Origin of the sequence: Acidovorax sp. LjRoot74 (assembly GCF_964254355.1) — a bacterium.
Classification (GTDB): domain Bacteria; phylum Pseudomonadota; class Gammaproteobacteria; order Burkholderiales; family Burkholderiaceae_C; genus Acidovorax.
Window position 1 is genome coordinate 1,803,955 of sequence record NZ_CAXUTI020000001.1, and the last position, 21,934, is coordinate 1,825,888.

A 21,934-nucleotide genomic window follows, 5' to 3' on the forward strand; every position below is an offset into this window, starting at 1 on the left:
TATTCGTTGTCGTTTCAGAGAAGGACTCCCCTCCGTGGCGCAGGCATTCCGTTCCCCTTCGTTTTCTTCCCGGCGCGCACAAGCGCACGCCTCCGATCAATGGCTCCAAGGCCGTCTGCGGCCGCTTGCATGGCTGGTGGCCTGTGCATGTGTGGCGATTGGCAGCGCGCATGCGCAAGATGTGGTCCAGCTGGTGGCTGCAGCGCCGCAGCTCAAAGAAGTGGTCATCAGTGGCTCGCGCAGCGAGCAGGACCGCGACGAGCTGCCCATGAGCATCGACGTGATCAATGCGCAGGCCATCGAAGAGGGCCAGGTGCGCGACATCCGCGACGTGGCGCGCGAGCTGCCCAATGTGTCGGTCACGCGTTCGCCTGCGCGCTTCTCGCTGGCCAGTGGCTCTACGGGGCGTGAGCAGAACGCGGGCTTCAACATCCGGGGGCTGGATGGCAACCGCGTGCTGATGATGGTGGACGGCATCCGCCTGCCGCGCAGCTATGTGTTCAGCGCCAACGCCTTTGGGCGCGACTACCTGGACATCGGCCTGCTGCAGCGTGTGGAAGTGGTGCGCGGCGCCACGTCGGCGCTGTATGGCTCCGACGGCATGGCGGGCCTGGTCAACTTCATCACGGCAGACCCTGCGGCCTTCCTCGATGGCGACAAGCGCATTGGCGGCCGGGTGAGCTTGGGTTATGACGGCGACGAGCACGGCAAGCGCGTGGGCGCCACGGTGGCGGGCAAGGCGGGCGACACGGTGCAGTGGCTGCTGGGTGGCAATGTCACGCGCGCCAGCGAACTGGACAACATGGGCACCAACGATGCGGCCAATGCTGACCGCACCAAGCCCAACCCACAAAAGGACAAAAGCGGCGCTTTGCTGGGCAAAGTGGTGCTGACGCCCGGCGGCGGCCAACGCCATGTGTTCACGCTGGAGCATGTGGACAAGACCTCCGACTACGAACTGCTCACCGCACGCTCCAAGCCGCCGCTGGCCGCCACGTCCGTGCTCGGCTCCACCTCGTTCACCGACATGCAGCGCAGCCGCGCGACGTGGGAAGGCAACTGGCGTGTGAACACCGCGTTGGCCGATGATGTGAAGGCCACGCTGAGCTGGCAGGACGCGCATTCGCGCGAGTACATCACCGAAGACCGCAACACCGCCGCCGACCGCGTGCGCGACGTGACCTATGACGAGCGCACCTGGCAGGCCAACCTGCAGGGCAGCAAGGTGCTGCGCAACGGCGGGCCGTGGGTGCAGAAGATCACCTACGGCCTGGACTACACGGCGGCCAAAGTCGAGAACCTGCAGACCGGCGTGACGCCGCCCACGGGCGAAACCTTCCCGCTCAAGCGATTCCCCGACACCACCGAGACCAGCACGGCCCTGTATGTGCAGGACGAGTTCGTGAGCGGGCCCTGGAGCATCACGCCCGGCGTGCGCTTTGACACCTTCCGCATCCAGGCCGACCAGGCGGGCTTTGGCGCGCAGGCCGTGTCGCTGTCGAGCAATGCCACCTCGCCCAAGTTCGGCGTGCTGTACCGCGCCAGCGAGCAGTGGAGCGTGTTTGGCAACTACGCGGCGGGCTTCCGTGCGCCCAATGCGGGGCAGGTCAACGCCTTCTTCGAGAACCCGGTGGGTAACTACCGCACAGTGCCCAACGCCAACCTCAAGCCCGAGAAGAGCCAGAACTTCGAGCTGGGCGTGCGCGGGCGCATGGAGCGTCTGTCCATCGAAGCCGCAGCATTCACGGGCCGCTACAGGGACTTCATCGAAGACCTGCGCCAGGTCAGCGGCACGGGCGCGCCGGGCAACCCGCTGGTGTTCCAGTCGGTCAACATCGGCCGCGTCAAGCTGAGCGGCTTCGAGGTCAAGGGCGACATGCGCTGGGGCCAGTGGGCGGGCGGGCAGTGGAGCAGTCCGTTTGCCTACGGCCAGACACGCGGCCGCGACACCGCCACCGGCAAGCCGGTGAACACCGTGGACCCCTCGCGCCTGACAGCAGGCCTGCGCTATGACAGCGGCGGCTGGATGGCCCGGCTGGACATGACCCATGCCGCCGCCAAGAAGGCCAGCGATGTGACGGTGGCCACGGGCAGCACGCAGTTCCTCACGCTGTCGTACACGGTGCTGGACCTGGCGGCCCAGTGGCGCATCCGCAAGGACCTGCGCCTGAACGCGGGCATCTACAACCTCACCGACAAAAAACACTGGCGCTGGGCCGACGTGCGCGGCCTGGCAGCGAACGCTAGTTTTATCGACGCCTACAGCCAGCCGGGCCGGGCAGTGCGCGTGTCGCTGGTGGCGGATTTCTAAGTCACCTCCCTAGGCACCTTTTCAGGCACTTCATCAAGGAGACAGTTCATGAGCCATGCACCTGACACGCCCGATACGCCCACGTCTGGCGCTCATTGCGACGAGGAATACAGCCTGCCCTGCGCTGAGGCGCTGCTGGCGGGCACCCTGGCCCTGATGACGGGCTATGTGCAAGCCTGCTGCGACAGCCACCGCGACGCCATGGGCCGCAAGATTGCGGCCAACCTGCAGATGCTGGCCGACGCCCAGGGCTTCACGCCGCACTTCCGCACCGTGGTCTGGAGCCTGCAAGGCCGCTGGGACCAGCAATGCAAGGCGCGCCAGGACGTGGCCGCCAGCGCCGCGATGGTGGCTGCCGAACAACGCCGCGTGCTGTGGCACAACGCGCCGGAGGCTGTGCAATGAATGCCGCTGTGACGAGCCCCCCAAGCGCTCCTGCCCATCCGCCGCAGGCCGCCCCTGACATCCGTGAGCGGTTCGCCGCAGCCCGCGCAGCGGGCAAGCGCGCCAAGGACGCCGCCGAGAGCCTGGGGCTGTCGGAAGGCGCCGCCGTGGCCGCCCATGCGGGCGAGCACGCCCACCCGCTCAAGGCCCAGCCGCTGCAGGGTTCGTGGCTGGAACTGTTGCAGGCGCTCGAAGCCTGCGGCCCGCTGATGGCGCTCACGCGCAACGAAGGCACGGTGCACGAGAAGACCGGCGTGTATACGCACGTGTCGGCCACCGGGCCGGTGGGCATCGCGCTGGGCGAAGACATCGACCTGCGCCTGTTCTTTGCGCAGTGGCATGCGGGTTTTGCAGTGACCGAGCTGGCCAGCGACCCCGCCAAACCGCCATCGCGCAGCCTGCAGTTCTACAACGCACATGGCCGCGCGGTGCACAAGATCTTCACGCGCGATGCCACCGACCTGGCTGCGTTCGACGCAGTGGTGAGCCGCTTCGTGCAACCCAGCGCGGGTTACGTGTTTGGTCCGGAGCCCGCGCCAGCGGCCTTGCTGCCTGACGCCGACATCGACGCCCAGGGCCTGCGCGAGGCCTGGGCCGCCATGCAGGACACGCACGAGTTCTTTGGCCTGACCAAAAAATTCGGCGTGGAGCGCCAGCAAAGCTTTCGCCTGGTCGAAGGCCAGTTTGCCTGGCGCGCCGCACCGCAGGCCGTGGCGCGCCTGCTGGACGAAGCGGCGGTGGACGGCCTGCCCATCATGGTGTTTGTGGGCAGCGGCGGCTGCATCCAGATCCACACCGGGCCAGTGCGCAACATCCAGCCGCTCGATACGCCGCGTGCGCAGTGGATCAATGTGCTGGACGAAGGCTTCAACCTGCACCTGCGCACCGACATGATCGCCCACGTGTGGGTGGTCGAGAAACCCACGGCCGACGGCATCGTCACCTCGGTCGAGGCCTTTGACCACAGCGGCGAGCTGATGGCCATGTTCTTTGGTGCGCGCAAGCCCGGCAAACCCGAGCTGCAGGGCTGGCGCGACCTGGTGGCGCGCTTGCCTGGCGTGCAGGAGCTGGCCCATGCTGCGTGACCCGATGGCTGTGCAAGATGGCAGGCGCAGGCAACTGCTGCGCGGTGCGCTGGCAGCCCCCTGGCTGTCGGCCTTGGGTGGCGGCGCTGCCTGGGCCGCCACCCCGGCCCGGCCGCCGCGCATCGTCTCGCTGGGCGGCGCGCTGACCGAGGTGGTCTACCTGCTGGGCGCCCAGGGCCAGCTGGTGGGCACCGACACCACCAGCCTGTTCCCCGAGGCCGCGCTCAAGACCGCCAAGGTCGGCTACATGCGCCAGCTTTCGGCCGAGGGGTTGTTGTCCCTCAAGCCGGATGCCGTGGTGGGTACCACCGAAGCCGGGCCGCCCGTGGTGCTGGACCAGGTGCGCAGCGCCGGTGTGCGCGTGGAGCTGGTGCAGGCCGACCACACCTGGGACGAGGTGCGCCGCAAGGTCAGCACCGTGGGCCGCGTGGCGGGCCGCGAGCGCGAGGCCCAGGCCCTGCAGGCCGAGCTGGACGCGCAGTGGGCGGCGGTGAACAAAGTGGTGGCAACCGCCACACGGCGCCCGCGTGCCCTCTTCATCCTGTCGCACGGTGGCAGCCCCATGGTGGCGGGCACCGGCACAGCGGCCGATGCGCTGATCCGCTTTGCGGGCGGCACCAACGCCATCACCCAGTTTGCGGGCTACCGGCCCCTCACGGCCGAGGCCATGGCCAGCGCGGCGCCCGAGGTGCTGCTCAACAGCACGCAGGGCATCGAGGCGCTGGGCGGGGAGGCGGCGTTTTGGCAGCGGCCCGAGCTGGCCCTCACGCCCGCCTTCCGCCGCAAGGCCCTGGTGGCCATGGAGGCCAGCCACCTGCTGGGCTTTGGCCCGCGCCTGCCCGGCGCCGTGCGCGAGCTGCACACCCGCATGCTGGCGGCCCTGGCGTGAGCGCGGTTCCGCTGCCACGGCGCAGCCTGCGCAGCGCGCGCTTGGCTCCAGGGCGGCTGGCGCCGCGCACCGCCTTGCTGCTGGGGGCGGCGCTGGTGCTGCTGGCCCTGGTGTGGGCGGCCACACGCGGCGCCTACGCCATCGCACCCGCCCAACTGGTGCAAATGCTGGGGCAGGTGCTGCTGCAGGCCCTGGGCCTGGCCCCGGCGGCCGAGCCCGCGCCCGAATACCTGGTGTTCATGAACATCCGCCTGCCGCGCTTGTGGATGGGCGTGGCCGCTGGTGCGGGCCTGGGCCTGGCCGGGGCGCTGATGCAGGGCCTGTTCCGCAACCCGCTGGCCGATCCTGGGCTGGTGGGCGTGAGCAGCGGCGCCGCACTGGCAGCGGCTGCCACCATTGTGCTGGGTAGCCACTGGCTGCCCGACATGCCGCGCACCCTGGGCAGCTGGGCGCTGGTGGCCATGGCCTTTGGCGGCGGCCTGCTGGTCACGGCGCTGATCTATGCACTGGCGCAGGCCGATGGCGGCACGCGCATGGGGCTGATGCTGCTTGCGGGCGTGGCGGTCAATGCGCTGGCGCTGTCGGGCCTGGGCTACCTCAACTTCATCTCTACTGACGAGCAGTTGCGCAACCTCCAGATGTGGCTGCTGGGCAGCCTGGGCGGTGCGCGCTGGAGCGCCGTGGCGCTGGTGGGCGCCATCGTGGCGGTGGCCTGCGGCCTGGGCCTGGCGCTGGCGCGCCCGCTCAACGCGATTGCGCTGGGCGAGGCGCAGGCCGCGCTGCTGGGCGTGCCGGTGGAGCGCACCAAGCGCCTGGCGGTCCTGGTCACCGCGCTGGCCGTGGGCGCGGTGACGGCGGCCACCGGCATCATTGGCTTTATCGGCCTGGTGGCGCCGCACTGGGTGCGCCTGGTGGCGGGGCCGGACCACCGCGTGGTGCTGCCGGGCTCGGCCCTGCTGGGCGCCGCGCTGGTGCTTGCGGCCGACGGCGTGGCGCGCACTATCGTGCAGCCTGCCGAGCTGCCGCTCGGCGTGCTCACGGCCTTCATTGGCGTGCCGCTGTTTCTGGTCATGCTGCGCCAGTTCCGGAGCAAGGTATGAATGCCGCCGTCGCATCCCCGGTCACCACCACCGCCGATCTGCTGGTGTGCGACCAGCTGGGTGTGGGCGTGCCCGGCAGGCCCTTGCTGGCCACCGTGCATACGCAGTTGGTGCCCGGGCGCGTCACGGCCATCCTGGGGCCCAACGGCGCGGGCAAGTCCACCCTGCTGGCCATGCTTTCGGGCCAGCGCGCGCCGCGCTCGGGCCATGTGTGGATGGGCGGGCAACCGGTGTCCGGCAAAGGCGCCCAGGCTCTGGCCCGCCAGCGCGCCGTGCTGCCGCAAGACACGGCGGTGGCGTTTGACTTCACGGTGCAAGAGGTGGTGGAGATGGGGCGCTTTGCGCACCGCCAGCAGCCCAGCCGGCACGAGGCGCACATCGTCGCCCAGGCCATGGAGGCCACGGGCGTGGCCCACCTGGCCGGGCGCAGCATCAACACCTTGTCGGGCGGCGAACGCGCCCGCAGCCACCTGGCCCGCGCCCTGGCGCAAATCTGGGAACCCCTGCCCGATGGCGCCCCCCGCTGGCTGCTGCTGGACGAGCCCACCGCCGCCCTCGACCTGGCCCACCAGCACCACACGCTGGCCCTGGTGCGCCGCTGGGCGGTGGAGCAGGGCGTGGGCGTGGTCGCGGTGCTGCACGACCTGAACCTGGCCCTGCGCTACGCACACGACAGCCTGCTGCTCGCCCCGGGCCTGGCAGGCCCGCGCAGCGTGCACGCCACGGCCCACCTGCTCACCCCCGCCACCATCGCGCAGGTGTGGGGCGTGCACAGCACGCCGGTGCTGGCGGCCGACGGGGTGCCGCAGTACCTGGTGGCGGCGCAGTGAATGGCATTTCTGTAGTCAAAATGGCCTCTGCCGCGCTATGGGTCTCAAAAATTGCTATAAAAAGTGAAGCATCTGCATGGTGTGCCTGTGCAACCCACCGGGCTAGGCCCCTCAACCCGTCAGGCTATCTGGCGGGACGGGTGGCGTGGCCTGCTTAGAATCCCGCTGCCCATGCGCCGCTTGCTGCTCGTCTTTCTGTTGGTGTTCATGCCGCTCCAGTCCATCTGGGCGGCGGCCTCGCCCTATTGCGGGCACGAGTCAGCGCCGCAGGCATCGCACTTTGGCCACCATGTGCACGAGCACCATGGCGACGAAGGGGCGGACCACTCGGCCCCGGGCGCCACCCCCAGCACGCTGGCCGACATGGACTGCCATGCCTGCCATGGTGCAGGCAGTGGTTTGGCGCACAGCGCCAGCGCCCAGGCCATCGTGGTGGCCGTGGCGCACCCCCCAGGTCAGGTTAAACCCGCCTGGCCGCCAGCTCCCCTCGCACGCCCCGAACGCCCCAACTGGCCTGTCCTCGCCTGAGCGGCGAGGCGGGGGCTTGGGTGGCTCCGTTTCTTTTCCTGATGATGTTGGAGACCTGCCGTCCCTGGCAGTAGCGGTGCGCGTCTTGCTGTTGGCGTGCGTGCACTGCTGACCGCCTCCTCCATCATCCATCGCGTCTCGCCGATTTCAACCTGTGGCCCCGGCCACTGCAGAGGAATCGGATGCAACCAACGAAACAACGACAACACACGTCCATTGCCGCGCTGGTGGTGATGGCACTGGGCTGGGCACTGCTGGGCAGTGCCGCACAGGCCCAGACCTCCAACCCCGGCACAGCGCCGCTCACACTCCAGGCCCTGTTTGACCAGGCCTGGCAACGCCAGCCCGAAGCGCAGTCTGCCGCCTTGCGGCGCGAGGCTGCGCAGGCCACGCGCAGCGCAGCGGCGGCCTGGACGGCCGAGCCCGTGGCGCTGGAGCTGGCCACCAAAACCGACCGCCCCGGCAGCAACCAGGGCAGCCGCGAAGCCGAGGTGGGCCTGGCCCTGCCGCTGTGGCTGCCCGGCGAGCGCGCCCGCAAGGCGGCTTGGGCCGACGCTGAACTGCAGGCGCTGAACAGCCGCCAGCGCGCCGCGCAGCTGCAACTGGCCGCCACCGTGCGCGAAGCCTGGTGGGCTGCACAGCGTGCGCAGGCCGACTGGGCGCTGGCGCAAGACCGGCTGCTGAATGCCCAGCGCCTGGCCGCTGATGTGGCGCGCCGCGTGCGCGCAGGCGACCTGGCACGCGCCGACCAGGCCCAGGCCGACGGCGCCGTAGCCCAGGCCGAAGCCGCCATGGCCGAGGCCCAGGGCGCACTCGATGCAGCGCAGGCGTCGCTGGCGGCCTGGGGCATCAAGGCCGTGCCCCCCCTCGCGCTGGCCGACGCAGCGGAGCCCGAGCCCACCGTGCCTGACGCCACGGCAGCCGCTGCGCAGCACCCTGCGGCTGCCGACTGGCAGGACCAGGCCGAAGTGGCCCGCCGCGCCGCCGACCTGGCCGCCGTGCAGACCCGCGCCAACCCGGAGCTGACGGTGGCCGCCACGCGGGGGCGCGAGCAGGCGGGCGACCGCTACCAGCAGACCTTCACCGTGGGCCTGCGCGTGCCCCTGGGTGGGGGCGACCGTGTGCAGGCCAAGCAGGCCGCCGCCCGCGCCGAAGCCCTGGCCGCAGAAGCACGCGCTACGGCAGAGCGTGATCGGCTGGCTGCTGACATCGCCGCCGCCGCGGCCCGCGTCAAAGCCACCCAGGCCCAGCGCGATGCCCTGGCGCGCCACGCGGCATTGGCGCAGGGCACACGCGGCTTTATCGACAAGGCCTTTCGCCTGGGCGAAGCCGACGGCCCCACGCGCCTGCGTGTGGAGCTGGAGGCCGCCCAGGCCGAACGCCAACTCGCCCGCGCCCGCATCGACGCTGCCGCCGCCGTCTCCACCCTGCGCCAGGCCCTGGGCCTGCTGCCGCAATGACGCCCTTGGGGCTCTCACCATTTTTGAAAATCACCATGAAACGCTCTTCCACTTTCTCCACCCTGGCCCTGGCCCTGCTGCTGGGCTTGCTACCGCCCACCGCACTGGCCGGTGATGGCCACGACCATGGCGAAGCCCCCGCTGCCGCAGCGGGCACGGCCCTGCCGCGCTTTGCCGCCACCTCCGACCTGTTTGAACTGGTGGGCGTGCTCGACGGGCAAAAAATCGCGCTCTACCTGGACCACGCGGGCGACAACAGCCCCGTAAAAGACGCCCGGCTGGAGCTGGACATTGCGGGCACCAGCGTGCCCGTCACCCGCGTGGCCGAGGGCGAGTTCCAGGCCACCCTGGCCGCGCCGCTGGCCGAGGGTGTGAGCCCCGTCACCGCCACCGTGGCCGCAGGCAATGAGACTGACCTGCTCGCAGGCGAGATCGACCTGCACCCCGCCGCCCACACCGAAGCCGCACCCGCAGGGCTGGCCCGCCGCACTGTGCTGATCGCAGGCGCCGTGGCCGCCGTTCTGCTGGCGCTGGTCGCCGTGTGGGGTTTGCGCCGGGGCCGTGCTGCCCGCATGGGCGACAACCAGCGCGTGGGAGGTGCAGCATGAAGCGCTTCCACCCCATGCCCTCTCTGCTAGCCCTGCTCATGGCTACCGCGCTCAGCGCACCCCTGCCTGCTTCGGCAGGCCCCGGCCACGACCATGGTGACGCACCGCCCGCACCCACCGGCAACGGCCCCAGCCGCCAGGCCGATGGCAGCGTGTTTCTGCCCAAGCCCGCGCAGCGCCAACTGGGCGTGCGCACCCTGGTGACTGCCGCCGGGCAGCACGCCAAGGCCTTTGAACTGGCAGGCACCGTGGTGATGGACCCCAACGCAGGCGGCAAGGTGCAGGCCGTGCTGGCCGGGCGGCTGGAGGCCAGGCCCAAGGGCCTGCCTGGCGTGGGCCAGGCCGTGCGCAAGGGCGAGGTGCTGGCCTATGTGGCGCCCACGGCGGGCGCCATTGAGCGATCCAACCAACTGGCCCAGCAGGCCGAGTTGCGCGCCGCACGCGACCTGGCCGCACGGCGCGTGGCGCGCCTGGCAGAGCTGGCCGACACCGTGCCGCGCAAAGACATCGAGGCTGCCGAGAGTGAGCTGCAGAGCCTCACCCAGCGCCTGGGCGCTGTGGGCGCGGGCTTGGCTACGCGGGATGCGCTGGTGGCCCCGGTGTCGGGCGTCATCGCATCGGCCAACGCCGTGGCGGGCCAAGTGGTGGATGCGCGCGAGCTGGTGTTTGAGGTGGTAGACCCATCGCGCCTGCGCATCGAGGCCTTGGCCTACGACCCGGCCCAGGCGCAGGGCGTGGCCGGTGCCACGCTGGCCGTGGGTGGGCAGCGCGTGCCGCTGCGCTTTGTGGGCGCGGCGCGCAGCCTGCGTGATCAGGCGCAGCCGCTGCAGTTTGCCGGTGACTCTGCCGTGCTGGGCAACCTGGCTCACTTAGCGATAGGGCAACCCGTGCGCGTGTTCGTGCAGTCCACCGACAAGGTCGATGGCGTGCAAGTGCCCGCTGCCGCGCTGTTGCGCAACCCGGCCAACCAGACCATCGTCTGGGTCAAGGAGTCGCCCGAGCGCTTTGCGCCACGGGTGGTCACGGCGGTGCCGCTCGATGGCACCTCGGTGGCCGTGACCTCGGGCCTCCAGCCCGGCGACCGCGTGGCCACGCAGGGCGCCACGCTCATCAACCAGGTTCGCTAAGGAGTCGCAATGTTCAAGTGGCTTCTAGAAAACAGCCTGACCAACCGGCTGCTGGTGCTCATCGCCGCCGCCGTGCTCATGGCCTACGGCGCCTTCACGCTCTCGCGCACGCCGGTGGACGTGTTCCCGGACCTCAACAAACCCACCGTCACCCTCATGACCGAGGCGGGCGGCATGGCCGCCGAAGAGGTAGAGCAGCTCATCACCTTCCCGCTGGAGACCACGATGAACGGCCTGCCCGGTGTGGAGAGCGTGCGCTCCACCTCCAGCGCGGGCCTGTCGTTCATCTACGTCACCTTTGACTGGAGCACCGACATCTACCGCGCGCGCCAGATGGTGTCGGAGCGCCTGTCGTCCATGGAAGAAGGCCTGCCCACCGGCATCACGCCGCGCATGGGGCCCATCAGCTCCATCATGGGCGAGATCATGCAGGTGGCCATCCCCATCGACGCGGCCAAGACAACCCCCATGGCCGTGCGCGAGTACGCCGACTGGGTGCTGCGCCCGCGCCTCATGGCCATCCCCGGTGTGGCGCAGGTCATCCCCATCGGGGGTGAGGTGCGCCAGTTCCAGGTGCTGCCCGACACGGCCCGCATGGCAGCGCTGGGCATCACGCACGACCAGCTCACGGGCGCGCTCAAGGGCTTTGCGGCCAACACCTCGGGCGGGTTTCTGGAGCTGGGCGGGCGCGAATACCTCATCCGTCACCTGGGCCGCACCTCGCGGCTCGAAGACCTGCAGAACCTCGCCCTCACCGCCAAAAACGGCCAGAGCGTGCTGCTGCGCCAGGTGGCAGACGCGACTTTTGCCGCAGCCACCAAACGCGGCGACGCAGGCTTCGAAGGGCAGGGCGCCGTCATCCTGGGCATCCAGAAGCAGCCCACGGCCGACACCATCGGCCTCACGCGCAGCATCGAGGCCGCGCTGGTGGACCTGAAAAATTCGCTGCCCACCGGCATGGAGGCGCCCCGCGTCACCTTCCGCCAGGCGAGCTTCATCGAGGCCTCGGTCACCACCTTGCAAGGCAAGCTCATGGGCGCCTCGGTGTTCGTGGCGGTGATTTTGTTCGTGTTCCTTGGCACGCTGCGGCCCACGGTGATTGCGCTCACGGCCATCCCGGTGTCCATCTTCATCACCGCGCTGGTGTTCAAGTATTTCGGCCTGTCGATCAACACCATGACGCTGGGCGGCCTGGCCATTGCCATCGGCGGGCTGGTTGACGATGCGGTGGTCGATGTAGAAAACGTGCTGCGCCGCCTGAAGATGGACCGCGCCAAGCACCCCCACCACCGCCTGCACCCCATCGAGGTGGTCAAGCTCGCGTCGATGGAAGTGCGCTCGGGCATCCTGTATGCCACGGCCATCATCGTGCTGGTGTTCTTGCCGCTGTTTGCACTGCCGGGCATCGAGGGGCGGCTGTTTGTGCCGCTGGGCATTGCGTTCATCGTGTCCACGCTGGCATCGCTCTTGGTGTCGGTCACCGTCACGCCGGTGCTGGCGTTCTACCTGCTGCCGCGCATGAAGAACCTCGACCATGGCGACACCCGCGTGGTGGCCTGGCTCAAGGCGCGCTACCGCAACGGGCTCTCGGCCGTGCTGGCGCGCCCACGCACCGCGCTGGCCGTGAGCGCGGCGGCGGTGGCGCTGTCGGCAGCGGCGGTGCCGTTTTTCCCCACCACCTTCCTGCCGCCGTTCAACGAAGGCACGCTGCTCATCGGCATGCGGCTCAACCCCGGCGTCACGCTGGCCGAATCGAGCGCGCTGGCCCGCCAGGCCGAGGTGCTGGTGCGCCAGGTGCCCGAGGTCACGCACGTGGGCCGGCGCAGTGGCCGGGCCGAGCTGGACGAGCATGCCGAAGGCGTGCACGTGAGCGAGTTGGACGTGGGCCTGCTGCCCGCAGCAGAGCTGAAACGCAGCATGGCCGAGGTGCAGGCCGACATCCGCAGCCGCATCGCCCACCTGCCTGCGGCCATCGCCATCGGCCAGCCCATCTCGCACCGCATTGATCACATGCTCTCGGGCGTGCGCTCGCAAATCGCCATCAAGCTCTTTGGCGACGACCTGGACACCCTGCGCGGCCAGGCCGAAGCCCTGCGCGCCCGGCTGGCCACCATCCCCGGCCTGGCCGACCTGGAGGTCGAAAAACAGGTGCTGGCCCCGCAGATCGCCGTGCGCGTGGACTACGCCGCCGCCGCCCACATGGGCGTGCCCGCCCCCCAGGTGCTGGCCGCGCTGCAGACGCTGGTAGAGGGCGAAAAAGTCGCCCAGGTGGTAGAAGGCAGCCGCCGCTTTGCGCTGGTGGTGCGCCTGCCCGACAGCGCACGCTCTATCGACGGCCTGGCACGCGTGCTCATCGACACGCCCCGTGGCCCCGTGCCCCTGTCGCGCCTGGCCACCATCGAAGAGGGCGACGGCCCCAACCAGATCAGCCGCGACGACGGCAAGCGCCGCATCGTGCTGTCAGCCAACGCGCAGGGCAGGGCGCTGTCCGACGTGGTGGCCGACATCCGCCAGGCCGTGGGCGACACCCGCCTGCCCGAGGGCTACTTCATCACCTTGGGCGGCCAGTTCCAGGCGCAGGAAGACGCCAGCCGCCTGGTGGGCCTGCTGGCTATCGTCTCGCTGGTGCTGATGTTTGTGGTGCTGTACACGCGCTACCGCTCGGCCACGCTGTCGGCACTCATCATGGCCAACATCCCGCTGGCGCTGGTGGGTGCGGTGCTGGGGCTGTGGGTGTCGGGCCAGCCGCTGTCGGTGGCGGCGCTGATCGGCTTCATCACACTGGCGGGCATCTCGGTGCGCAACGGCATTTTGAAGGTGAGCCACTACCTCAACCTGATGCGCGTGGAAGGCGAGCGCTTTGATACCGCCATGATCGTGCGCGGCTCGCTAGAGCGCCTGAGCCCCGTGCTGATGACCGCCCTGGTCACCGCCTTTGCCCTGGCCCCGCTGCTGCTGGAGGCCGAACGCCCCGGCACCGAAATCCTGCACCCGGTGGCGGTGGTCATCTTCAGCGGCCTCATCAGCTCCACCCTGCTCGACACCTTCCTCACCCCGGCGTTGTTCTGGCTGTTTGGCCGCAAGGATGCCGAACGCCTGCTGGACGACAAGAACGCCGAGGCGTTCTGAGCTTTTCTTGTTTTGTTTTTGTTCTCTTTATTTGTTCGTTTGCTTTTTCATTCACCCGTTGAAAGGACTCTCATGAAAACCACCCGCCAACTTTTCGCCGCCCTGGCCCTCGCTGCTGTGGCCACCACCGCCGCTTACGCCGCTGGCGACCACGGCGCGGGCCACGACCACAAGCCCCAACACGGTGGCATCGTGGTCGAAGCCAACGACATGGACTACGAACTGGTCGCCAAGCCCGACACCCTGACCCTGCACCTGCGCGACCACGGCAAACCCGCCAAGACCGAGGGCGTGAGCGCCAAGCTCACCCTGCTGAACGGCACCGAAAAATCCGAGGCTGTGCTTGTACCGGCAGGCGAGGGTAGGCTCGAAACCAAAGGCACCTTCAAGGTCGCAGCAGGCACCAAGGTGGTGGCGCTGGTGACGCTACCGGGCAAGAAGGCAGCGAATGTGCGGTTTGCGGTGAAGTAAGCCGTTGCCTGAGAGAGAAAGAAAGCGTTGCGCACCACGCGCCGCCGCGCTGGCTTTTGCTGGCGCGGCGGTGTGTTGTCTGTCTCAGTTGCAGTGCGCCTTGAGCACCGGCGAGATTGGTGCGTGCGTGGTTTCAGTAGTGCGGTGTGCTGAAATTTGAAGAAAATTGGGCTCTACCGCCTGTCTGTAAAGCGCTTATTGCTATCGAATTAGTAGCTACATGGTTGACGCTGGGCGCAGGGTGCTGAGCGTCCGTGGGCGGGAGAAGTTGGATTTTTGGGTACGCAGTGTCTGGCTTTTTTTAGGCTGGTTGCGGTTTCTCGGGTCCGACTCGTGAGCGACCGCTGGCACCGAAGGCTGTCGGTCTTGGTCCGACTGGCTCGCCTTTTTATCTGGACACCACAAGGTCATTGAGTTCCGAGGGAACTACAAAGCCGTCTGTGATGCCGCGCATCCTCAGTCCGATGTGCCTTCGACCAGCAACGTTGTGAACCTTGCAACCGCGACGCTCGGTCCGGCTGTGATCGCATAGTGCGTGATCGACAGCGGTAACGCTCAACTGGAAGCCAAGCATGTGCATATTCATGTTCCCGCGTGCGCGTGCGCCTAGCCGAGACGGTTGACGCTGCGACATAAAACAAAGAACCCGGTCGGGTGCAGTGTTTTAGGGTTGGCGCATTGAAAATGTCAGCCCACTCGCTCAGGCTCACCAATGCTTTTCAAAAGAGAGTTGTATTGCACTTTGTCTGAGGCATAGATTTTGTCCAATACATAGTTGGCAACCTTAGCAATCTCTGGGATTTCAACGGGCTTGAAGCCTCTGTCTGGAACGGCTTCTAGATGCGAGAACTCGTTGTTGAGGCGATTGACAAGTGCAACCGCTGTGTCTTCCTCTTCACCAAAGAACTTCTTGATCCGTTCAAAGGAATCGTTTTTGTCGTCGTGATATGGAAACTTGAAGAACAAAAAAGCCTCCAGGAATTTGCGCAAGTTGTTGCCGAAGCCAAAAAACGGCTCGTGGTTCTCCGCTGCGGCAGCTTGGTCTTTGCACTTATAGATTTGGTGAAAGAGATAGTGAAATTCAGTGATGTAGTCTTTTAAGTAAGACGGCATAAGCATGATGCTGCTTGATGCGCCGTTTCGCTCAATCATGAAGTGTTCATGATCACTGACACTCTTTGCCTTTACCCCCTCTGCCGCTGGCAGCTTTTTCATCGGAATGGAAAGGCGCTTGAGATACTTCAGGAAGTCCAAATTGTGCGTGGAGATGAACAGTTGCTTGTAGCGGTAAGAATTTGAGCCATCTGGCTTTTTCACTGGCTTGGTGATCAAGCTTTCAATCAAACTGAACATGAAGAAGATGTGATTTCCGTCCAAGCTTGAGATTGGATCGTCAATGTAGATGATCAGATCTTTTCCCTTGCTCTCAGGGTCATCAAGCTTGGCAATGAAGTAGCAGAAGGCGATCAGGCTGCATTCGCCTTCACTAAGGTTGTATGCCGACTTTCCATTGCGGGTGATCTCAAACTTGACGGTGGCCTTGTCCGCTCCGTCACGAGCTTCCAGCTTGATTCCGTCATGGCCGAAGAAGTTGTTTAGCAGTGCATTGACCCGTTCCGCCCCCTTGCGCTCATCCTTCTGTTTAGCCCTCAAGGCTTGGACTTCAGTCTCGGCGTCACGGATCTCTTTCTCCGCATCGGTGAAGACCGTACCTGCAGTATCTGAGGCGGCCTTGAGGGTGGCGATCCGGGCAAGCTCGGTGTCATAGGTGATGGCGTCAGCAAAGGCGAACACGTCAGCCAGGCGAAGTGCATCTCTAGCTGCGGTCTTGTCCCTTTCTAGCGTGGCAGTCTTGCTGTTGCTCGTGGCGATCAGTGCATTGATGTCGGCAACATACTTTGCGATTTCCAGGGCGTCATGGGAGGGTGTCTTGAGAGCCGCCGGCTGGAACAGGTTGTTCTTCCGAGTCTCAAGCGACTTCTTCAGCGACTCCAGATCCTTCTTGTAGACGGCCAGTGCTTGAGACAGAGCTTTGCTGCTGACTTCAAACGCGGTGCGCTCGTCAGCGTAGAACTGCGCACCTGTAAAGGTGTTTAGTCCAGCGATGGTGCCAATCTCGTTCGTTACTGATGTGATTGCCGCGTCCAACGAAGTTTCCAGTTCGCCAGACTCCTTGCTGAAATGCTCATCGAGCACCTGCCAAATGTCGTGCGGCAGATCCTGTCGGCAGAAGGCGCAGGTGCTCCGTTTCTCGCGGTGGTGCGCCATACCTTGCTTGACCCAGAGTTGCAGGGCGCTGTCTTTAAGCAGTTCTTCAATGGCCTTGGTTGGCGTGATCGCCTTGGAAAGTAACGGTTCGGCAGTGGCCGTCAACGAGTCCAGCTTGAGAGCGACAACCAAGGTGTCTGTGATGTCGGGTAGCGCTTCTTGCTTGAGCAGCTTGATCCGACCTGCTTGTTCTTCGGTCGTGAGAGCGACGAACCCTGGCTTGCTGGTCGTGGCGATGTCACGTCTGATGTGCTCGATGTTGTAGACAGGGCTGCGAAAGTTCGGGTTCTTCTTGATCTTCTCGGCGGCATGTGAGCGCAGCTTGTCGTCCAACCCACTGGACGCTGTGATGTGAGCAGACTTGGCGCGATCGCGCTCTTTCCTTTTGGCTTCCAGGTCAAACCGAAGGCCCGCTTTACCTTCCACGCTGCCAAGCTTGGCTTCAATCGCAGCGATGGCGTCGTCGATCTCCTTGTTCTGCTCACCGACGATGGCGAAGGTCTTGATGACCCCCCCAATCTCCTGATTGACTAGGAAGCTAAGGTTGTCGGTGACGAAGTCGCGGTTGTAGACCCGCACGTCGTAGTCGTGACCTGCAAGCCCAGTGTGGGCAACGTTGCCTTTCTCCCCGTACACCGTGAAGGAAGAGCCCACGTAGTTCAGCGGAAGTTTGCGGGTCTCCAGCGAGCGGAAGACGCGTGACAGGGTTGTCTTGCCTGAGTAGTTGCGCCCATAGAGGATGTTTAGCCGCTGGAACGGCTTGACGTTCTTGCCACTGTCTCGGACGGTCTTCTTCCACTCCAAACCCTGAAAGCTGCCAAAGCTGGCTATGTCGATCTGATTGATCACCGATCCCATCCCCCATAGTTGTCTTGCGGCTATTTGCAACAGAATGTTGATTTAGTCTACAAAGAATGCGCAAGGTGGGCTAGCCCGAAATGTCAACTAGACCAGCCCTGGCTCACCCGACAGCGGATCAAGCGCCTGAAGGTGGAGGATGGCCGAGCCACCCATCGGTTGAGCGTTGGCCCCAACGGCCTCAATGCTATGCAGGCTTTCCATCCGGCCCGCACCCATCGGAAGAAGTTTGCGCCTGACCGATTCCCCCAAGACCACCTTCCGCTTCACTCGCTCACGCCACCTGCATGCAACGTGGCCTTGCGCGCCTTGCACCGCCACATGGCCCTGTTATCTCCCGCGCTGCCGTCAAAGTCATATTCACACGAGTGATGTGAAACATCACTAGCGTTCCATTGACTGATATTGCTGCAGCGCGAATGATCGGTCCCCAGGCGCTGGGTGCATCCGCACTGGCCCCGAAAGACTGATGGATTGATGGATCGACTGATTGATTGGCGATGACAAAAACAAAGGAGACGCCCATGCATGAATGCCCCGTGACCGTGTTCCCGCAGCAGATCCGCTGGGAGACGGACGGCACCAGCCGCATTCCCTTTCAGGCCTATACCGATGAGGCGCTGTACCGCAGGGAGCTGGACCGTTTGTTCTACAACGGGCACTGGTGCTACGTTGGCCTGGAGGCCGAGATTCCCAACGCGGGGGATTTCAAGCGCACGGTGATTGGCGAGCGTTCGGTGCTGTTGGTGCGTGACAAGGACGCTTCGATCCACGTGGTGGAAAACGTCTGCGCCCACCGGGGCATGGCGTTTTGCCGCGAGCGGCATGGCAACCGCGAGAGCCTGACCTGCCCGTACCACCAGTGGAACTACACCCTGTCGGGCGACTTGCAGGGCGTGCCGTTTCGGCGCGGCGTGAAGCAGGATGGCAAGGTCAACGGCGGCATGCCTGCAGACTTCAACCCGGCAGAGCATGGGCTGACCAAGCTCAAGGTGGCCACCCGTGGCGGTGTGGTGTTTGCGTCGTTTGACCACAGCGTGGAGCCGCTGGAGGAGTTTCTGGGCCCCACCATCCTGGGCTACTTTGATCGGCTGTTCAATGGCCGCAAGCTCACCATCCTGGGCTACAACCGCCAGCGCATTCCGGGCAACTGGAAGCTGATGCAAGAGAACATCAAAGACCCGTACCACCCCGGCCTGCTGCACACCTGGTTCGTCACCTTCGGGCTCTGGCGTGCCGACAACAAGTCGCAACTGCTGATGGACGCGCAGCACCGCCACGCGGCCATGGTCTCGACCCGTGGCGCGGCGGGCAAGGCGGCGGATGTGACGCAGGTGTCGAGCTTCAAGGCCAGCATGGAGCTGAACGACCCGCGCTTTCTGGACATTGCGCAAGAGGACTGGTGGGCGGGGCCACCCCCGGCAGCCAGCGGGGACGGCGCTGCGGTGCCCAGCGCGCCAGCATCGGTGCCCACGGCGGTGATGATGACCGTGTTCCCCAGCGTGATTTTTCAGCAGCAGGTCAACAGCGTGTCCACGCGGCACATCCAGCCCGATGGCAAGGGGGCTTTTGATTTTGTGTGGACGCACTTCGGCTTTGAGGACGATAGCGCAGAGATGACGCAGCGCCGCCTGCGCCAGGCCAATCTGTTCGGCCCGGCGGGCTTTGTGTCGGCCGACGATGGCGAGGTGATCGAGTGGTCGCAAGAGGGCTTTGAGACCAAGCCCGCGCACCGCACGCTGGCCGAGCTGGGCGGGCGTGAGGTAGGCGACACAGACCACATGGTGACCGAGACGCTGATCCGGGGCATGTACGAATACTGGCGCAAGGTGATGGAGGCGGAGGCTTGACCATGGACTTCCACACCTACTTCGAACTGAACCAGCTCTACGCCCGCTACGCCCGCGCACTCGACGCGGCGGACTGGGAGGCGTGGCCAGAGTTTTTCATCGAGAACTGCGTGTACAAGCTGCAGCCGCGCGAGAACCACGAGCGCGGGTTTCCGCTGGCCACACTGGCGTTTGACAGCAAGGGCATGCTGAAAGATCGCGTCTACGGCATTCGCGAGACGTTGTTCCACGACCCCTACTACCAGCGCCATGTGGTGGGTGTGCCGCTGGTGCACAAGGTGGATGCCGATGGCCGCATCCACTGCGAGGCCAACTATGCGGTGCTGCGCACGCGCCTGTCGAAGGAATCGACGGTGTTCAACGTGGGACGCACGCTGGATGAGGTGGTGCCCACGCCCGAGGGCCTGAAGTTCGCGTCGCGCCTCGTCGTTTACGACAGCGAGATGATCCCCAACTCGCTGATCTACCCCATCTGAGGAGCTGCCATGACGACGATGACGACGAACTGGATTGACGCCGCAGCGCGGGACGATGTGCCAGAGGATGACGTGATGGGCCTGGCCGTGGCCGGGCGCGACATTGCGCTGTATGGCGTGGGCGGCGAGGTGTTTGCCACCGACAACATCTGCACCCACGGCCATGCGCGCCTGTGCGATGGGTTTCTGGAAGGGCACGAGATCGAATGCCCTCTGCACCAGGGCAAGTTTGATGTGCGATCAGGCCAGCCCACCTGTGCGCCGGTGACCGAGCCGCTGCGCAGCTACCCCGTGAAGATCGAGGGCGGCCGCGTGTGGCTGGCCCTGGACTGAACCTCTCAAGGAGACCCTCATGACTGCCGAACGACCTGAGGTCGAGGCCGCCGCATTGCCGCATGAAGGCGTAAACGCCCACTCGGCCCACACCATCGTGATCGTCGGTGCGGGCCAGGCGGGCGGCTGGGCGGCGCAAACGCTGCGCAGCGAAGGCTTTGCGGGCCGTGTGGTGCTGATCGGTGACGAAGCCCATCCGCCGCACGAGCGGCCACCGCTGTCGAAGGCCGTGCTATCGGGTGCTGCCGCACCAGAGACCACGCGCCTGATGAAGCCCGAGGCCTTTGATGCCCTGGCGGTGCAGTGGCGGCCCGGCGTGCAGGTGCGCCGCATTGACCGCGCTGGCAAACAGGTGCTGTTGTCCGATGGCACGATGCAGCCCTACGACAAGCTGATTCTGTGCACCGGCGGGCGCGCCCGGCGGCTGGCCGTGCCGGGGGCAGACCAAGTGCCGCTGCACACGCTGCGCACCATCGAAGACGCACAGGCGCTGGCCCCAGCCCTTCGGCCTGGCCGCCGCGTGGTGGTGGTGGGCGGTGGCTGGATCGGCCTGGAGGTGGCGGCCACCGCACGCCAGCAGGGCGCGGAAGTGGTGGTGGTGGAGACGCAAAGCCGCTTGTGCGAACGCACCGTGCCTGCGGAGGTGTCGGCGTATCTGTTGGCGCTGCACCGCGCCCAGGGCGTGCGCGTGCTGCTGGGCGCGGGGGTGCGGGGCTTTGCCCGTGCTGCAGATGACCGCTTGGAAGTCTTGCTGGCCGATGGCAGCGCGCTGGCGTGCAACACCATCGTGCTGGGCGTGGGCCTGGTGCCCAACGACGAGCTGGCACGCGAGGCGGGCCTGGCCTGCGAGGGTGGCGTGCAGGTCGATGCCCAATGCCGCACGTCCGACCCCGACATTCTGGCTGCGGGCGATGTGGCCGTGGCGCCCAGCCCCTGGGCGGGCCGCAGCCTGCGGCTGGAGTCGTGGCAGAACGCGCAAGAACAGGGCGTGGCCGCTGCGCGCGCGGCCCTGGGCCAGGCCGTGGACTACCAGCCGCTGCCGTGGTTCTGGTCCGACCAGTACGGCATGAACCTGCAGATTTACGGCATGCCCACGCCTGCGCACCGCGTGGTGCAGCGCGGCGATGCGGCCAGCGGCAGCTTTGTGCTGTTTTACCTGGCGGGCGATGTGGTGCAGGCCGCCGTAGGGGCCAACGCAACGCGCGACCTGCGCTTTGCCCGCAGGCTGATCGAGCAGCGCAAGCCGGTGGATGCCGAGCGGCTGGCCGACCTGAACACGCCGATGGCAAAGCTGTGAACCCACATGGATGCCGCGCAGCACAGAAGCCCGCACCCAAACCCACCAGAACCGAACACGACAACCCGCTAAGGAAACCCCCGATGACCGCAACCACGTCAACCACTTACCTCTGGACCCCGCCCCCCGTCTATTCGCTGCCTGTGCGTGGCCGCAGCGAGCGCCTGCCCATCCACCGCCTGTTCTTTGTGGGCCGCAACTACCACGCGCATGCGGTCGAGATGGGGCGGCCGGTGGACAAGTCGGTGGAAGTGCCGTTCTATTTCACCAAGGCGCCATCCACGTTGGTCGAGTCGGGTGCCACCGTGGCCTACCCGCCCGGCACCCAGAATTACCACCACGAAATGGAGCTGGTGCTGGCCATTGGCGCGCCGGGTTTTCGTGTGAGCGAGGCCGATGCGCCCGGCCTCATCTACGGCTACGCCTGCGGCCTGGACATGACGCGCCGCGACCTGCAACTGGTGGCGCGTGACAAGGGCCGCCCGTGGGACTTGGGCAAGGATGTGGAGCAGTCGTCGGTGGTTTCGGAGATCGTGCCCATGCCGCAGGTGGTGCTGGGCCAGGGCAACTTGGAGCTGTCGGTCAACGGCACCGCGCGCCAGAAGTCCGACCTGTCCAAGCTGATCTGGAACATCCCCGAGCTGATTGCCGATCTGTCCAAGTTCTACCACCTGCAGCCAGGTGACCTGATCTTTACCGGCACGCCCGAGGGCGTAGGCCCCGTGCTGGCGGGCGACCGCATCGATGGCCAGATTGAAGGCGTGGGCAGCATCTCGCTGCACGTGGGCGCGGCGGAATAGCGCCAGGGCAAGGCGAAGGAACCCGCACGAACACAGACGAACCGTTCACGCTGAGCGCAGCCAAAGCGCC

Annotated in this window: 18 protein-coding genes; 17 read left to right on the plus strand and 1 reads right to left on the minus strand. The window is 66.3% G+C overall.

What is annotated here, in order from left to right; genetic code table 11:
• The first annotated feature begins 151 nt into the window (after positions 1-151).
• The 12 genes from ACSQ3O_RS08270 to ACSQ3O_RS08325 all read left to right on the plus strand — a co-directional run bounded on the left by ACSQ3O_RS08270 (position 152) and on the right by ACSQ3O_RS08325 (position 13,982).
• Positions 152-2,311, plus strand: a complete 2,160-nt coding sequence (locus tag ACSQ3O_RS08270; protein ID WP_436138489.1) for a TonB-dependent hemoglobin/transferrin/lactoferrin family receptor — start codon at positions 152-154, stop codon at positions 2,309-2,311.
• Positions 2,312-2,359: 48 nt separating this feature from the next.
• Complete coding sequence (locus tag ACSQ3O_RS08275) at positions 2,360-2,716, plus strand: hypothetical protein (protein ID WP_436138490.1); 357 nt, start codon at positions 2,360-2,362, stop codon at positions 2,714-2,716.
• Positions 2,713-3,840: a hemin-degrading factor gene (locus ACSQ3O_RS08280; protein ID WP_436138491.1), complete on the plus strand. Its 1,128-nt coding sequence runs from the start codon at positions 2,713-2,715 to the stop codon at positions 3,838-3,840. The genes ACSQ3O_RS08275 and ACSQ3O_RS08280 overlap by 4 nt, the downstream gene beginning before the upstream one ends.
• Before the next feature lie 4 nt (positions 3,841-3,844).
• A complete protein-coding gene (locus ACSQ3O_RS08285) occupies positions 3,845-4,729 on the plus strand; it encodes a heme/hemin ABC transporter substrate-binding protein (RefSeq protein WP_436141093.1) in 885 nt (294 codons plus the stop codon).
• Positions 4,726-5,829, plus strand: a complete 1,104-nt coding sequence (locus ACSQ3O_RS08290; RefSeq protein ID WP_436138492.1) for a FecCD family ABC transporter permease — start codon at positions 4,726-4,728, stop codon at positions 5,827-5,829. Before ACSQ3O_RS08285 ends, ACSQ3O_RS08290 begins: the two co-directional genes overlap by 4 nt.
• Entirely contained in the window at positions 5,826-6,659 is an 834-nt protein-coding gene (locus tag ACSQ3O_RS08295) for a heme ABC transporter ATP-binding protein (protein ID WP_436138493.1), read from the plus strand. Before ACSQ3O_RS08290 ends, ACSQ3O_RS08295 begins: the two co-directional genes overlap by 4 nt.
• Before the next feature lie 171 nt (positions 6,660-6,830).
• Positions 6,831-7,187, plus strand: coding sequence for a hypothetical protein (locus tag ACSQ3O_RS08300; protein ID WP_436138494.1), 357 nt, complete (start codon positions 6,831-6,833; stop codon positions 7,185-7,187).
• A 182-nt stretch (positions 7,188-7,369) separates the two neighbouring features.
• A complete protein-coding gene (locus ACSQ3O_RS08305) occupies positions 7,370-8,647 on the plus strand; it encodes a TolC family protein (protein WP_436138495.1) in 1,278 nt (425 codons plus the stop codon).
• 35 nt (positions 8,648-8,682) lie between these two features.
• Positions 8,683-9,255, plus strand: a complete 573-nt coding sequence (locus ACSQ3O_RS08310; protein ID WP_436138496.1) for a hypothetical protein — start codon at positions 8,683-8,685, stop codon at positions 9,253-9,255.
• Positions 9,252-10,382 carry an efflux RND transporter periplasmic adaptor subunit gene (locus ACSQ3O_RS08315; protein ID WP_436138497.1) on the plus strand — a complete coding sequence of 377 codons (1,131 nt, stop codon included), beginning with the start codon at positions 9,252-9,254 and terminating at the stop codon, positions 10,380-10,382. Before ACSQ3O_RS08310 ends, ACSQ3O_RS08315 begins: the two co-directional genes overlap by 4 nt.
• Positions 10,383-10,391: 9 nt before the next feature.
• On the plus strand, positions 10,392-13,511 hold the full coding sequence (locus ACSQ3O_RS08320; protein WP_436138498.1) for an efflux RND transporter permease subunit: 3,120 nt from the start codon (positions 10,392-10,394) through the stop codon (positions 13,509-13,511).
• A gap of 72 nt (positions 13,512-13,583) precedes the next feature.
• Complete coding sequence (locus ACSQ3O_RS08325) at positions 13,584-13,982, plus strand: hypothetical protein (protein ID WP_436138499.1); 399 nt, start codon at positions 13,584-13,586, stop codon at positions 13,980-13,982.
• 687 nt (positions 13,983-14,669) lie between these two features.
• Here the strand turns inward: ACSQ3O_RS08325 and ACSQ3O_RS08330 are convergent.
• Entirely contained in the window at positions 14,670-17,108 is a 2,439-nt protein-coding gene (locus ACSQ3O_RS08330; RefSeq protein WP_436138500.1) for an AAA family ATPase, read from the minus strand.
• A gap of 524 nt (positions 17,109-17,632) precedes the next feature.
• On the opposite strand from ACSQ3O_RS08330, the gene ACSQ3O_RS08335 reads away from it, so the two are divergent.
• The 5 genes from ACSQ3O_RS08335 to ACSQ3O_RS08355 all read left to right on the plus strand — a co-directional run bounded on the left by ACSQ3O_RS08335 (position 17,633) and on the right by ACSQ3O_RS08355 (position 21,864).
• Positions 17,633-18,958, plus strand: a complete 1,326-nt coding sequence (locus ACSQ3O_RS08335) for an aromatic ring-hydroxylating dioxygenase subunit alpha (RefSeq protein WP_436138501.1) — start codon at positions 17,633-17,635, stop codon at positions 18,956-18,958.
• Positions 18,959-18,960: 2 nt separating this feature from the next.
• Positions 18,961-19,434, plus strand: a complete 474-nt coding sequence (locus tag ACSQ3O_RS08340) for an aromatic-ring-hydroxylating dioxygenase subunit beta (protein ID WP_436138502.1) — start codon at positions 18,961-18,963, stop codon at positions 19,432-19,434.
• A 9-nt stretch (positions 19,435-19,443) separates the two neighbouring features.
• Positions 19,444-19,767: a non-heme iron oxygenase ferredoxin subunit gene (locus ACSQ3O_RS08345; protein WP_274108926.1), complete on the plus strand. Its 324-nt coding sequence runs from the start codon at positions 19,444-19,446 to the stop codon at positions 19,765-19,767.
• A gap of 19 nt (positions 19,768-19,786) precedes the next feature.
• On the plus strand, positions 19,787-21,064 hold the full coding sequence (locus ACSQ3O_RS08350; RefSeq protein ID WP_436138503.1) for an NAD(P)/FAD-dependent oxidoreductase: 1,278 nt from the start codon (positions 19,787-19,789) through the stop codon (positions 21,062-21,064).
• Between the two features lie 83 nt (positions 21,065-21,147).
• A complete protein-coding gene (locus tag ACSQ3O_RS08355; RefSeq protein ID WP_436138504.1) occupies positions 21,148-21,864 on the plus strand; it encodes a fumarylacetoacetate hydrolase family protein in 717 nt (238 codons plus the stop codon).
• The last annotated feature ends 70 nt before the right edge of the window (positions 21,865-21,934 follow it).

Excerpts from the sequence above, each read along its gene's own strand:
- ACSQ3O_RS08275 (WP_436138490.1), top strand. The coding sequence starts at position 2,360 with ATGAGCCATGCACCTGACACGCCCGATACGCCCACGTCTGGCGCTCAT.
- ACSQ3O_RS08280 (WP_436138491.1), top strand. The coding sequence starts at position 2,713 with ATGAATGCCGCTGTGACGAGCCCCCCAAGCGCTCCTGCCCATCCGCCG.
- ACSQ3O_RS08285 (WP_436141093.1), top strand. The coding sequence starts at position 3,845 with ATGGCTGTGCAAGATGGCAGGCGCAGGCAACTGCTGCGCGGTGCGCTG.
- ACSQ3O_RS08295 (WP_436138493.1), top strand. The coding sequence starts at position 5,826 with ATGAATGCCGCCGTCGCATCCCCGGTCACCACCACCGCCGATCTGCTG.
- ACSQ3O_RS08300 (WP_436138494.1), top strand. The coding sequence starts at position 6,831 with ATGCGCCGCTTGCTGCTCGTCTTTCTGTTGGTGTTCATGCCGCTCCAG.
- ACSQ3O_RS08305 (WP_436138495.1), top strand. The coding sequence starts at position 7,370 with ATGCAACCAACGAAACAACGACAACACACGTCCATTGCCGCGCTGGTG.
- ACSQ3O_RS08310 (WP_436138496.1), top strand. The coding sequence starts at position 8,683 with ATGAAACGCTCTTCCACTTTCTCCACCCTGGCCCTGGCCCTGCTGCTG.
- ACSQ3O_RS08315 (WP_436138497.1), top strand. The coding sequence starts at position 9,252 with ATGAAGCGCTTCCACCCCATGCCCTCTCTGCTAGCCCTGCTCATGGCT.
- ACSQ3O_RS08320 (WP_436138498.1), top strand. The coding sequence starts at position 10,392 with ATGTTCAAGTGGCTTCTAGAAAACAGCCTGACCAACCGGCTGCTGGTG.
- ACSQ3O_RS08325 (WP_436138499.1), top strand. The coding sequence starts at position 13,584 with ATGAAAACCACCCGCCAACTTTTCGCCGCCCTGGCCCTCGCTGCTGTG.
- ACSQ3O_RS08330 (WP_436138500.1), bottom strand. The coding sequence starts at position 17,108 with ATGGGATCGGTGATCAATCAGATCGACATAGCCAGCTTTGGCAGCTTT.
- ACSQ3O_RS08335 (WP_436138501.1), top strand. The coding sequence starts at position 17,633 with ATGCATGAATGCCCCGTGACCGTGTTCCCGCAGCAGATCCGCTGGGAG.
- ACSQ3O_RS08340 (WP_436138502.1), top strand. The coding sequence starts at position 18,961 with ATGGACTTCCACACCTACTTCGAACTGAACCAGCTCTACGCCCGCTAC.
- ACSQ3O_RS08345 (WP_274108926.1), top strand. The coding sequence starts at position 19,444 with ATGACGACGATGACGACGAACTGGATTGACGCCGCAGCGCGGGACGAT.
- ACSQ3O_RS08350 (WP_436138503.1), top strand. The coding sequence starts at position 19,787 with ATGACTGCCGAACGACCTGAGGTCGAGGCCGCCGCATTGCCGCATGAA.
- ACSQ3O_RS08355 (WP_436138504.1), top strand. The coding sequence starts at position 21,148 with ATGACCGCAACCACGTCAACCACTTACCTCTGGACCCCGCCCCCCGTC.